This is a genomic window from Phyllobacterium sp. RCAM01083, assembly GCF_055685835.1.
Genome location: NZ_JBVFZN010000005.1, coordinates 1,284,017 through 1,297,093, shown reverse-complemented (window position 1 = coordinate 1,297,093; position 13,077 = coordinate 1,284,017). Strand labels below are relative to the sequence as shown.

Annotated in this window: 12 protein-coding genes; 7 read left to right on the top strand and 5 right to left on the bottom strand. The window is 59.9% G+C overall.

The window, feature by feature from the left end; translation table 11 throughout:
* Positions 1-90: 90 nt before the first annotated feature.
* The 5 genes from ACZ25R_RS13085 to ACZ25R_RS13065 are packed head-to-tail and all read right to left on the bottom strand — an operon-like array spanning position 91 to position 5,551.
* On the bottom strand, positions 91-1,299 hold the full coding sequence (locus ACZ25R_RS13085; RefSeq protein WP_472461210.1) for a molybdopterin molybdotransferase MoeA: 1,209 nt from the start codon (positions 1,297-1,299) through the stop codon (positions 91-93).
* A 3-nt stretch (positions 1,300-1,302) separates the two neighbouring features.
* Positions 1,303-1,803 (bottom strand): cyclic pyranopterin monophosphate synthase MoaC, encoded by a 501-nt coding sequence (gene moaC / locus ACZ25R_RS13080; protein ID WP_464660246.1) that lies wholly within the window; start codon positions 1,801-1,803, stop codon positions 1,303-1,305.
* The gene (trpC, locus tag ACZ25R_RS13075; protein ID WP_472461209.1) at positions 1,800-2,618 is read right to left on the bottom strand and encodes an indole-3-glycerol phosphate synthase TrpC; all 819 of its coding nucleotides are present in this window, start codon (positions 2,616-2,618) and stop codon (positions 1,800-1,802) included. The genes moaC and trpC overlap by 4 nt, the downstream gene beginning before the upstream one ends.
* A 2-nt stretch (positions 2,619-2,620) precedes the next feature.
* A complete protein-coding gene (gene trpD, locus ACZ25R_RS13070; protein ID WP_472461208.1) occupies positions 2,621-3,640 on the bottom strand; it encodes an anthranilate phosphoribosyltransferase in 1,020 nt (339 codons plus the stop codon).
* Positions 3,641-3,658: 18 nt separating this feature from the next.
* The gene (locus ACZ25R_RS13065; protein WP_472461207.1) at positions 3,659-5,551 is read right to left on the bottom strand and encodes a SurA N-terminal domain-containing protein; all 1,893 of its coding nucleotides are present in this window, start codon (positions 5,549-5,551) and stop codon (positions 3,659-3,661) included.
* A gap of 154 nt (positions 5,552-5,705) precedes the next feature.
* Here ACZ25R_RS13065 and tpiA point away from each other — a divergent pair, with 154 nt between their 5' ends.
* The 7 genes from tpiA to eno all read left to right on the top strand — a co-directional run bounded on the left by tpiA (position 5,706) and on the right by eno (position 12,918).
* Entirely contained in the window at positions 5,706-6,470 is a 765-nt protein-coding gene (gene tpiA / locus ACZ25R_RS13060) for a triose-phosphate isomerase (RefSeq protein ID WP_472461206.1), read from the top strand.
* Between the two features lie 112 nt (positions 6,471-6,582).
* Complete coding sequence (gene secG, locus ACZ25R_RS13055) at positions 6,583-7,053, top strand: preprotein translocase subunit SecG (RefSeq protein WP_403173980.1); 471 nt, start codon at positions 6,583-6,585, stop codon at positions 7,051-7,053.
* 208 nt (positions 7,054-7,261) lie between these two features.
* Positions 7,262-7,942 (top strand): L,D-transpeptidase, encoded by a 681-nt coding sequence (locus tag ACZ25R_RS13050; RefSeq protein WP_223615007.1) that lies wholly within the window; start codon positions 7,262-7,264, stop codon positions 7,940-7,942.
* A 145-nt stretch (positions 7,943-8,087) separates the two neighbouring features.
* Positions 8,088-9,716: a CTP synthase gene (locus ACZ25R_RS13045; RefSeq protein WP_403173990.1), complete on the top strand. Its 1,629-nt coding sequence runs from the start codon at positions 8,088-8,090 to the stop codon at positions 9,714-9,716.
* A gap of 55 nt (positions 9,717-9,771) precedes the next feature.
* Positions 9,772-10,668 carry a VOC family protein gene (locus tag ACZ25R_RS13040; RefSeq protein WP_472461205.1) on the top strand — a complete coding sequence of 299 codons (897 nt, stop codon included), beginning with the start codon at positions 9,772-9,774 and terminating at the stop codon, positions 10,666-10,668.
* Positions 10,665-11,498 carry a 3-deoxy-8-phosphooctulonate synthase gene (kdsA, locus tag ACZ25R_RS13035; protein WP_463013023.1) on the top strand — a complete coding sequence of 278 codons (834 nt, stop codon included), beginning with the start codon at positions 10,665-10,667 and terminating at the stop codon, positions 11,496-11,498. The genes ACZ25R_RS13040 and kdsA overlap by 4 nt, the downstream gene beginning before the upstream one ends.
* Positions 11,499-11,640: 142 nt before the next feature.
* Positions 11,641-12,918, top strand: a complete 1,278-nt coding sequence (eno, locus tag ACZ25R_RS13030; RefSeq protein ID WP_223615004.1) for a phosphopyruvate hydratase — start codon at positions 11,641-11,643, stop codon at positions 12,916-12,918.
* Positions 12,919-13,077 lie beyond the last annotated feature (159 nt).

Below are 13,077 nucleotides of genomic sequence, written 5' to 3'. Positions count from 1 at the left end.
TTGAGTATAAGAATTGCCTTGGGTTGCTCTCAGGCGATACCGCTCTGGAGTTGTGGACTGACCCATGACTCCAGAGGCCCGGTTTTTAAATCAGCGTAACATCAGGATTGTACAGGGCGAACCGGCGGCAAGGGCTGGCGCATGCGGTTCGCGGATGATCAGGCCATTGGCGTCGGCGAGGAATTTCAGCATGGATGAATCCTGCAGCGGAAACGGCGTCGCGGTCAGCGTGCCATCCGGTCCGGTGAAGATGCGCGCCCGAACATAATCCTGTCTCTGGTCATTGGTGGGCATATCAGTGCCGAGAACCGCAGCGCGCAGATCGGGCGCGTGCGATAGTCCCATGAAGGTGCGAATAAGCGGCGTCAGGAATATATGCGCACAGATCAGGCTCGATACGGGATTGCCGGGCAGGCCGAGAATGCGCATGCCTTGGAGATGGCCGAACATCAGCGGCTTGCCGGGACGCAGGGCGATTTTCCAGAAATCGAGTTCCATGCCGCGCGCGGCAAGGGCAGGCTGGACCAGATCATGGTCGCCAACCGAGGCGCCGCCCAGTGTCACCAGGATATCGGCCTGCGCTGCAACAGCGCGGTCCAGCGCATCGCTCAACGCTTCGAGCCGGTCTTCGGCAATGCCCAGATCGATGGCGATGCCGCCCGCATTGCGGACGATTTCAGCCAGACCGTAACTGTTGGAAGCAATGATCTGGTCGGGCCGGTAGCTTTCGCCGGGGCTGACCAGTTCATCGCCGGTCGCCAGTATCGCGACGCGCGGACGCCGCACGACGGACAGATGCGGATGATCGGCGGATGCGGCGAGGGCAAGGGCCGCCGGATCAAGCTGCCGACCGGCGGAAAGCAGGACATCGCCGCTGTTGAAATCGAGGCCGGCCGCGCGGATGTTGCGGCCAAGGACGATCGTTTCGACAATCTCCACCTCGTCGCCGTGCGGCAAAGTATTTTCCTGGATGACCACGCTGTCGGCACCCGCCGGCACCGGTGCGCCGGTGAAGATGCGTACGGCTTCGCCCGGATCGACCGAGCCTTGGAAGGCGTGTCCGGCAGCGGATTGACCCACCAGCTTCAGGCGGACAGGCACGCTGGCGACATCGGCGGCGCGCACGGCATAGCCGTCCATCGCCGAGGCGGCAAAGGGCGGTTGCTGGCGCCGGGCATGCAGGTCGGCAGCGAGCACGCGTCCGCCCGCATCGCCGAGCGCTACGGTTTCCGGTTCCAGCAGATCCACATTGGCCAGGATGCGCCGCAGCGCTTCGTCAACCGGAAGGAGGTCTGCCATCGTTCAATTCCCGTCTGAAGTTTCCGCGGACCAATCGCCGGATTTTCCGCCCGATTTCTGCAACAGGCGAATATCCTGAATGATCATACCCTTGTCGGCGGCTTTCGCCATGTCGTAGATCGTCAGGCATGCAATGGAAACCGCGGTGAGCGCTTCCATTTCGACACCGGTTTTACCCGTCAGCTTGACGGTGGCACGCACCCGCAGACCCGGCAGGGCCTTGTCGGCGTCGATATCGACGCTGATTTTGCTTAGAAGCAGCGGATGACAGAGCGGAATGAGGTCATGGGTTTTCTTGGCGGCCATGATCCCGGCGATGCGGGCCGTGCCGATGACATCGCCCTTCTTGGCATTGCCGGAAAGGATCAGCTCGAGTGTTTCCGCCAGCATCCGCACGGACCCTTCCGCCACGGCAACCCGTTCAGTCTCGGCCTTGCCACCGACATCGACCATATGGGCCGCGCCGGTGCTGTCGAGATGGGTCAGCTTCGGCGCGGTTGTCATGCGGCGCTTGTCTGCTGGTCCGCTGTGCCATGCAGAAGCGCGTGGGTCGCTGCCGCCACATCGCTCTGGCGCATCAGGCTTTCACCGACGAGGAAGCTGCCGATGCCCGATTTGGCGAGGCGCTGGCAATCCGCATGGGTAAAGACGCCGCTTTCGCTGACGAGCAGCTTGTCCGCCGGCACCATTCTGGCCAGTCGTTCGGACACGGCGAGATCCACATGGAACGTGCGCAGATCGCGGTTGTTGATGCCGAGAAGCGGCGAGGTAAGCTTCAGCGCCCGGTCCATCTCGGCTTCGTCATGCACTTCGACCAGCACATCCATATCAAGCGCCATGGCCGTTTCTTCGAGCGCTGCGGCCAGCGCATCGTCGACGCTCGCCATGATGATCAGAATGCAATCGGCACCCCAGCTGCGGGCTTCAAAGACCTGATAGGTATCGAAGAGAAAATCCTTGCGCAGGGCAGGCAGGCTGACGGCGGCGCGGGCTGCAGTCAGAAATTCCGGCGCACCCTGAAACGACGGTGCATCGGTCAGCACGGAAAGGCAGGCTGCGCCACCCTCTTCATAGGCCTTCGCCAGCGCGGGCGGATCGAAATCCGGGCGAATCAGGCCTTTGGAGGGGCTCGCCTTCTTGATCTCGGCGATCAGGCCGAATGTATTGGCGGCGCGTTTCCGCTGCAAGGCGCTGAGAAAACCACGTGGGGCGTCCTGATCACCGATCCGGGCCTTGAGGTCATCGACGCTCAGGCGTGTCTTGGCGGCAGCAATCTCTTCACGCTTGTAGGCTTCGATCTTGCGAAGAATATCAACCATGGTCAGTCAGCCTTGCTGTTGGATACGTGCACCAGCTTCTTTAGCACATTTCGCGCCGCACCGCTGTCGATGGAATGGGCCGCCATGCTGATGCCGGTTTTCAGGTCGCCGGTGGCGCCAGCGACAACCAGTCCGGCACCCGCATTGAACAGGGTGATATCGCGATAGGCACCATGCGCGCCGTCAAGGACGGAGAGCAGCGAGACCGCGTTTTCTTCCGCCGTGCCGCCCTTCAGATCCTGGGGGTCGACAAGGCGCAGGCCAAAGGCTTCGGGTTCGATCTCGAAGGTGCGGATCACACCGTTTTCAAGGGCAGCGACTTTGGTGACGCCCGCCGTGGTGATCTCGTCGAGACCGTCGCCATGCACGACCCATACGGATTCCGAACCGAGGTTCTTCAATACCTGCGCGATGGGTTCAACCCATTCGGGCGCATAGACGCCGACGAGCTGGCGGGTAACGCCTGCGGGATTGGTCAACGGGCCCAGCAGATTGAAGATGGTGCGGGTGCCAAGTTCGACCCGGGCGGGGCCAACATGCTTCATCGCCGGATGGTGCGACGGCGCGAACATGAAGCCGATACCGGCCTCCTCGATGCAGGTGGAAATCAGATCCGGACCGATTTCGATGTTGATGCCGAGCGCCGCCAGCGTATCGGCCGCGCCGGAGCGCGAGGAGAGGGCGCGATTGCCGTGCTTGGCAACCGGCACGCCGGCGCCGGCCGCCACAAAGGCGGCGCAGGTTGAAACGTTATAGGAACCCGACTGGTCCCCGCCGGTGCCGACGATATCGATGGCGCCGGGCACGGCCTTCACGGGAAGCATTTTCGAGCGCATGGCCGAGACCGCTCCGGCAATCTCGTCAACCTGCTCGCCGCGCACCCGCAAGGCCATGAGCAGGGCGCCGATCTGCGCCGGGGTTGCCTGTCCCGACATCATGATGTCGAAGGCTTCCGCGGCTTCCTCGCGGGAAAGCGCTTTTCCCGCTGCCGCAATGCCGATGAAACGTTTCAGTTCAGCCATTCCTGGGTCTCACTGCAATCACTGGCGGGCAAGCGCCTGATTAATAACGGTCTTGTTGATGGTGACGGGATAGACGGTCTGCAACTGCATGACCAGCTGATCGAGCAGATCGTCGGACAGGCGCGACGTGAAGGAATCTTTCTCCGCCTTGGTCAGCGAGTCCGGTCCCACATTCAACGGTTCGATCGATTCCGTCACCTTGAAGATCAGCTTCGACTGGTCCGCCGCCGATTCCGTAACGCCGACCAGACCGTTGGGCCCGTCGAACACCGAGGCAACGCCGCCGACACCGAGGTCGGTATCCTTTGACTGGCGCGTGATGCCGCGTTTGGTTTCCTTGGTGAACTTGAATTCGGCCGCGATGTCATCAAGCGATGTGCCGGATGCAACGCGCTTGCGCACTTCCTCGGCCTTTTCATTGAGGCGCTTTTCAAGCTCGGCCGTCCGCCAGTTGTCCGTGACCCGCGCCTTCACTTCGTCGAGGGTGCGGTCGCGTGCCGGTGTGATGCCGGTGACATCATACCAGAGGAAACTGTTCGGACCGATATTGAGCGGCTCATTGTCAAAACCCTGATCGGCAAGGAAGGCGGCGGCCAGAAGATTTTCACCGAACGGAATACCGGGAATCTCCTTGTCGTCCGGTCCGCGACCGGACTGGTCGACGGCATCAATGGTGACCACCTTGAGGTTCTGTTTGGCGGCGGCATCGGCCATCGTCGCGCCGTCGGCCCGGGCATTCTCATAGGCGTCGTGCACGGACATGACAGACGATGCGGCGAGGGAAAGCGCGATCGTCTCGCGAATGTCCTTCTCAACTTCGGAAAGCGGCTTGATGACTTGCGGTGCGGCGGCAGTCACCCGCACGATGACCGGGCCAAACGCGCCGGTGATCACGTCGCTGACATTTCCGGCCTGAAGCTTGAAGATCGCATCGGCAATGGTCTGGTCGGGCAGGGCGTTGCGCTGGAACGTGCCAAGACGCACGTCATTCATTGTCTTGCCTTCGGCCTTCACTTCATCATCGAACGAGGTGCCTGCAGCCAGACGGTCATGGGCAGCCTTGGCTGCATCGGCATTGGCAAAGGTCAGCTGTTCGATGGTGCGGGTTTCCGGCGAGGTATAGCGGGCAATGTTCTTGTCATATTCCGTCTTGATCTCCTCGGGCGAAACCGACGCCTGGTCGGCAATGTCCTTGGGTTCAAGCTTGACGTAGGTGATCTTGCGGTACTGCGGCGCGGCGTAGGCTTCCTTGTTCGCGTCGAAATAGGTCTTCAGGTCCGCATCGCTGGGGTTAGGGATGTCGGTGATGAAGGATTTCGGCATCGAGACGTAGTCGATGGTGCGGGATTCGCCTTTGTAGGTCGCGACCGCCTTCAGCAGCGTATCGGGCACCGTGATGCCGTCGGCGACGGCTTCGACGATCTGCTGGCGGCGGGCGATCTTGCTGCGGCTGTCGAGATAGCCCTGCGGGGTCATGCCGGCATTGCGCAGCACCAGATCAAACTGGCCGGGATTGAAACGGCCGTCAGGTCCCTGAAACGCCGGATCTTCGGCGGCCAGCTGTGCCAGGCGATCCTTGGACAGGCCAAGCGACATCTTCCGCGCTTCCTCGTCGAGCACGACACCGGCGACAAGCTGCGCCTGCACCTGATTGCTGACGCCAATGGCATCGGCCTGTTCTCGGGTGAAACGCTGGCCAAAACGCTGCTGCAGGGCGGCAAGCTGGCGGTCATAGGCCAGACGATATTCGACCGGTGAGACTTTCGAGCTTCCGGCGCTGATCGCCGAACCATTGCCGACGGCGCTGAGAATGGTATTGGAAACGCCCCAGCCAACAAAACTGACGCCAAGAAGAGCAAGAAGCAGCTTGGCTACCCAGGTCTGGGCCACGTCGCGCAAGGAATCGAGCATAGAAAGTCACCGTAACAGTATGAGGCTCAAATTGAATTGCTTAGGGGAATAGCGTCATGAAGGGCTTGTGTCGATTGCTTTATCAAGTGAATTTGCTAGTCAGACAATCAAATGACCGAGAAATCATCAAATCTATCGTCTTGAGGAACGCCGAATGACCCCTGATGTCCGTCCACTCGTCGCTGGTAACTGGAAAATGAACGGGACGGGAGAGTCTCTGGATGAACTGCGCATTATCGTCAACCGGCCGAATTCGGCCATCGGCGAGAAGATTGACGCATTGATCTGTGTGCCGGCCACGCTGGTTTTCCGGGCAGCCCAGTCCGTCGAAGGCGAGGCGCTTGCCATTGGCGGCGAGGATTGCCATGCGAAAAAGTCCGGCGCGCATACGGGCGATATCTCCGCGGACATGTTGAAGGATGCCGGCGCATCGCATGTCATTGTCGGACATTCCGAGCGGCGCACGGATCACGGCGAGACCGACGCGATTGTCAATGCCAAGGCCGTGGCCGCATGGGATGCCGGACTGGTCGCGATCATCTGCATCGGCGAGACCGAAGCACAGCGCAAGGCCGGAGCGACGCTCGATATCATTGCAACGCAGCTCGCCGGTTCCATCCCCGATGGGGCCACCGCTGCCAATACGGTTATCGCCTACGAGCCCGTATGGGCGATCGGGACCGGTTTGACGCCGACCGCAGGGGATGTCCGTGAGGTTCACGCGTCGATCCGTGCGGCGCTGACCGCGCGTTTTGGTGCGGAAGGCGCGCAGCAGCGCATTCTCTATGGTGGATCGGTAAAGCCCTCCAATGCGGTCGAGCTTCTCGGCATCGCGAACGTGGATGGCGCACTTGTTGGCGGCGCGAGCTTGAAAGCGGTGGACTTCCTGGCCATCTGTGAGGCGTACCATTCGCTCTGACGAGCATCAAAAGCGCCGAATTGCCGAGAAAACTGTCCGCTGACGGGCTTGGTTTATTAAGAGATACGGTGTAAAGAGCCGCGTCCGACACCTAGAAAGCAGAAAATACCCCATGCAAACCGTCGTCATCGTCATTCATCTTCTGATTGTACTTGCCCTCGTTGGAGTTGTGCTCATGCAGCGCTCTGAAGGCGGCGGTCTTGGGATCGGTGGCGGCTCGGGTTTCATGAGCGCACGCGGCGCTGCCAACGTGCTCACGCGGGCAACGGCAATTCTAGCGACGGGCTTTTTCATCACGTCCCTGGCGCTCGGCATCATGTCGCGCTACGCCGAAAGCCCGACGGATATTCTCAACCGTATCCCGGCAACGACGGGCGGACAGCCCGCAACCGGCGGACAGCCAGCTGGCAGCGGCGGCATTCTCAATCAGCTTCCGGGTGCTGCGACCACAACGCCGCCGGCGTCTGACGCTTCGGCACCGGCAGCACCAGCGGCTCCAGCACCGGCCGAATCAACAGCGCCTGCGCCCGCTGCTCCGGCCGCGCCAGCACAGCCTGCAAACCCCGTTCCCAATTCGCAGTAACCGCCGCTGAAACTGATTCTTTGCGGATGCGCAGCAAATGTGTTGCGCTTCCGCAACCCTTGGCGGTGAAGAATCAGTCTGGGCTGTTCTTCACGGTGATTTGCATTGAGTGGAAAACAGTCTTCAGATATCGCCATAGTCAGGTTTGGCCTTGGGGGCCTGGCAAGTGCCGCTGATGGCGCGTGCATATTATCCGGGAACTAACACTATGATTTCACGTCGCTCTCTGCTCATCGGAATTTCTGTTCTGGCCATGTCCGGATCGGCATTCGCTCAGTCCACCGTCAATACGGCCGCAACGCCTGCCGATGCGGCAAAGGTTGACACGACGCCAACCGCTTCCACTGCAAAACCAGCCAAGGTTTCGCAGGCCCGCAAGCCCGCCCGTGCAACGGCGGCAGCGGCCAAGCGCAACTATTCGCTCGATCCGAAATATCTGCCGCAGGACGTTTCCTTCACCGGTTACAAGACCGGCACCATCGTCATCGATCCGAAGCAGAAGTTCCTTTATCTGGTTGAGTCCTCCACGACCGCACGCCGCTATGGCATTGCTGTCGGCAAGGAAGGTCTCGAATTCAAGGGTACCGCCGAAATCCGCACCAAGCGCGAATGGCCCCGTTGGATCCCGACCAAGGAAATGATCGAGCGCGAACCAAATCACTACGCCAAGTATGAGAACGGCATGGACGGTGGCCCAGGCAATCCGCTCGGCGCGCGCGCTCTCTACCTTTCGCAGGGCAACAAGGATACCTATATCCGTATTCACGGTACCGTGCAGCCCTGGACCATCGGCAGCTCCGCTTCGAACGGTTGTTTCCGCATGGTCAATGACCACGTGATCGATCTTTACAACCGCGTCACTGTTGGCACGGAAGTGGTTGTACTGTAAGAACTATTCGTCGCTGAATTGAAACGGCCAGACCTAACGTCTGGCCGTTTTGCTTGTTTGAAAAAGATATTGGCACGGGAAAAACGGCTTTCATGCCGATTTTTTTGTGGCCAAATCACTCACAAAGGACTAACGAGATAAGCCCATGGCCCGATATGTTTTCATCACTGGCGGCGTGGTTTCTTCCCTCGGAAAAGGCATCGCCGCAGCTGCTTTGGCAGCCCTCCTTCAGGCTCGTGGATACCGTGTACGGATTCGCAAGCTTGATCCTTATCTCAACGTCGACCCCGGCACGATGTCGCCGTATCAGCACGGCGAGGTCTTTGTGACCGACGATGGCGCTGAAACTGACCTTGATCTTGGTCATTACGAGCGCTTTACGGGGCGTCCTGCCAACAAGCAGGACAATATCACCACCGGACGCATCTACCGCAACATCATCGAGAAGGAACGCAGGGGCGACTACCTCGGCGCGACCGTTCAGGTGATTCCGCACGTTACCGATGAGATCAAGAATTTCATCGTCGACGGCAATGAGGACTACGATTTCGTGCTGTGCGAAATCGGCGGTACGGTCGGCGATATCGAAGCGATGCCGTTCCTCGAGGCGATCCGCCAGCTCGGCAACGACCTGCCGCGCGGCAGCGCTGTCTATATCCACCTGACACTGATGCCTTATATCCCCGCAGCGGGCGAACTGAAGACCAAGCCGACCCAGCACTCCGTCAAGGAACTGCGCTCGATCGGTATCGCCCCGGATATTCTGCTGATTCGTGCGGATCGCGAGATTCCGGAATCGGAACGCCGCAAGCTGTCGCTGTTCTGCAATGTCCGCTCGTCTGCGGTCATTCAGGCGCTCGACGTCGATACGATCTATGACGTTCCGATGGCGTATCACAGGGAAGGCCTCGATTCGGAAGTTCTGGCGGCATTCGGGATCGATCCTGCACCAAAGCCCCGCATGGAGCGTTGGGACGAGGTCAGCAAGCGTATCCACAATCCGGAAGGCGAGGTCACGATTGCCGTTGTCGGCAAGTACACCGGCCTCAAGGATGCCTACAAATCGCTGATCGAAGCCCTGCACCATGGCGGTATGGCCAACAAGGTGAAGGTCAATCTCGACTGGATCGAATCGGAAATCTTCGAACAGGAAGACCCGACGCCCTATCTGCAGAAGGTACACGGCATTCTGGTGCCGGGCGGCTTCGGCGAGCGCGGCTCGGAAGGCAAGATTCTGGCGGCAAAATTCGCCCGCGAGAAGAAGGTCCCGTATTTCGGTATCTGCTTCGGCATGCAGATGGCTGTCATCGAGGCCGCTCGTTCGCTGGCAGGCGTCGAGAAGGCATCGTCCAGCGAGTTTGGCCCGACGAATGAACCGGTTGTCGGTCTCATGACCGAGTGGCTCAAGGGCAACATGCTGGAGAAGCGCACACAGGCTGGCGATCTCGGCGGCACCATGCGTCTGGGCGCCTACGAAGCCATGCTGAAATCCGGCACGCGGATTGCCGACATCTATGGCTCGACCGATATATTCGAGCGGCATCGCCACCGTTACGAGGTGAACATCGATTACAAGGACCGTCTGGAAGATTGCGGTCTGGTGTTTTCGGGCATGTCGCCGGATGGTGTTCTGCCTGAGACCATCGAATATGCCGATCATCCATGGTTCATCGGCGTCCAGTACCATCCGGAACTGAAGTCGCGGCCATTCGAACCGCATCCGCTGTTCGCCTCGTTCATTCAGGCGGCCATGGACCAGAGCCGGCTCGTTTGAAACAATATGGGGTGTGGCTTGAATTGCAGTCCGCATTGAGGCACACCCTTTTCCCATGACCATAGCAACGCCGCGCACGCCCCGACCTGTTGATCATCTGGTTCTGCCGACGGTGGATCTCGATACGGCGCGCCAGCGTCTGGAAGCACTCGGCTTTACTGTTGCGCCCGCCGGTATCCATCCGTTCGGTACCGAGAACGCCTGCATCTTCTTCAGCGACGACACGTTTCTGGAACCATTGGCCATCGCCCAGCGCGAGACCTGTGAAACCGAGGCGCGCAACGGCAATGTCTTCGTCGCCCGCGATCAGGCCTACCGTTTCCGCCAGGGCCAGGAAGGTTTTTCCGCCCTGGTCATGGGAACGCAGGATGCCGCCGCCGATCATGATGCTTTTGTAAAATCCGGTATATCGGCCGGCCGGATGCTGGAATTTTCGCGCGGCTTCAAAACACCGGACGGTGCGGAAGGCGTGGCGGGTTTCCGTCTTGCCTTTGCCGCGGACCTGCGGGCTCCCGATGCCTTCTTCTTTACCTGCCAGCGTGTCAATCCGCCGAAAGTGGACCGCACGGCCCTGCAGACTCACAGGAATGGCGCGCTCGGCTTGCGTGAGATCGTGCTGTCGGAAGTCAATCCGACGGATTTCCAGTATCCCTTGCAGGAACTGGTCAACCAGCGCGACGTCAACGCCCATTCCTTCGGCATGGATATCCGTGCTGCCAATGCCAATATCACCGTGCTGACGCCTGCCGGTCTTCGATCCTTTCTCGGTCTGGATGCGCCGGAAAACGAGCGGGGTTTGCGCTTGCAGGCCTTTGTTGTCGGTGTTCGCGATCTGGCTGCGGTTGAAACGCTGCTCGCCAACAACAATATCTCCACCGAAAAGCGCGGCTCCCGCCTGATTGTGCATAGGGCACCGGGACAGGGCGCTGCCATTGTATTTGAGGCTGCCTGATGTCCCTGAATTCCACTGTCTCCGCCGGCCCGGTTGCCTTTTCCAATACCGCGCAGTTTTCGCTGATTGCCGGACCCTGCCAGATGGAAAGCCGCCAGCATGCCTTCGACATGGCGGGCGCGCTGAAGGAGCTGACGGGCAAGCTCGGCATCGGACTGGTCTACAAGTCGAGCTTCGACAAGGCCAACCGGACGTCGCTGACCGGCAAGCGCGGCTTCGGCCTTGAAAATTCGCTGCCGGTTTTCGCGGATATCCGCAAGGAGTTCGGACTGCCGACGCTGACCGACGTTCACACGGAAGAGCAGTGCGCGGTTCTGGGCGAAGTCGTCGATGTGCTGCAGATCCCGGCGTTTCTCTGCCGCCAGACCGATCTGTTGATCGCCGCTGCCAAGACCGGCAAGGTGGTCAACATCAAGAAGGGGCAGTTCCTTGCACCCTGGGATATGAAAAATGTCATCGCCAAGGTCACGGAAAGCGGCAACCCGAATGTGATGGTGACCGAGCGCGGCGCATCCTTCGGCTACAACACGCTGGTATCGGACATGCGTTCGCTGCCAATCATGGCGGGTTTCGGCGCGCCGGTCATTTTCGATGCAACCCATTCCGTGCAGCAGCCGGGCGGGCAGGGTGGCTCCACCGGCGGGCAGCGCGAATTTGTCGAGACACTGGCGCGGGCCGCAGTTGCCGTTGGCGTGGCCGGTGTGTTCATCGAAACGCACCAGGACCCGGACAATGCGCCATCGGACGGTCCGAACATGGTGCCGCTCGACCAGATGCCGCGCCTTCTGGAAAAGCTGCTGGAGTTCGACCGGATCGCCAAGTCGGCGTGATCTGATTTTCAGGAAAAGGCCGTCTCTGACGGCCTTTTTTCTGTTTTGAGCAACAATTCGTCTTCATGGGGATTTTCCTTGTCATCTTCATTCGCTATTCCAGTGGCGAATGCTGCCCAATGCAAATTGAAGGAAAAGCCTTATGACTGCTATTGTCGATATTATTGGCCGTGAAATTCTGGATAGTCGCGGGAACCCGACTGTTGAGGTCGATGTCATTCTCGAAGACGGCTCACTGGGCCGCGCGGCGGTCCCATCCGGCGCCTCGACGGGTGCACATGAGGCCGTGGAACTGCGCGATGGTGGCACACGCTATCTCGGCAAGGGCGTTCTGAAGGCTGTCGATGCCGTCAATGGCGAGCTGTTCGATGCAATCGGCGGTCTCGACGCGGAAAACCAGATCCACATCGACAAGACCATGATCGATCTCGATGGCACGCCGAACAAGAGCCGTCTTGGCGCCAACGCCATTCTCGGCGTATCGCTCGCCGTTGCCAAGGCCGCCGCTGAATCCTCCGGCCTGCCGCTCTACCGCTATCTCGGCGGACCGAACGCCCATGTCCTGCCGGTGCCGATGATGAACATCATCAACGGCGGCGCGCATGCCGACAATCCCATCGATTTTCAGGAATTCATGATTCTGCCGGTTGGCGCATCGTCACTGGCCGAAGCCGTGCGTTATGGTGCGGAAGTGTTCCATACGCTGAAGAAGCGCCTGAAGGATGCCGGCCACAACACCAATGTGGGCGACGAGGGCGGTTTTGCGCCGAACCTGAAGACGGCACCGGCTGCACTGGACTTCATCATGGAGTCCATCGAGAAAGCTGGTTTCAAGCCGGGCGAAGAAATCGCCATCGGTCTCGATTGCGCGGCAACCGAATTCTTCAAGGATGGCAATTACGTCTATGAAGGCGAGAAGAAGAGCCGCGATCCGAAGACCCAGGCAAAGTATCTGGCCAAGCTGGCGGCTGACTACCCGATCATCAGCATCGAAGACGGCATGTCCGAAGATGACTGGGAAGGCTGGAAATACCTGACCGATCTGATCGGCGACAAGTGCCAGCTCGTCGGCGACGATCTGTTCGTCACCAATTCGGCTCGTCTGCGCGATGGCATCAAGATGGGCGTGGCCAATTCCATTCTCGTCAAGGTCAACCAGATCGGCACACTGTCGGAAACCTTCGACGCGGTCGATACGGCGCACCGCGCTGGCTATACCGCCGTCATGTCGCACCGCTCCGGTGAAACCGAAGACTCGACGATTGCCGATCTCGCCGTCGCCACCAATTGCGGACAGATCAAGACCGGCTCACTTTCCCGCTCCGACCGGATCGCCAAGTACAACCAGCTGATCCGTATCGAGCAGGAACTCGGACCGCAGGCCCGTTACGCCGGCCGCGGCATTTTCCGCAGCCTCTGATACGCGTTACATTCGAGCGATTGAGATGGCGGGCCCTGTGCCCGCCATTTTGTTTTGGTGGGGCGGCCCCGGGGCAGCCGGAACAGCAAATTTAATCGGCTGTTAAGCAAAACATTGTTTTATGGCCGTGTGACTAATCGGGCCATCGTGACCTGATTC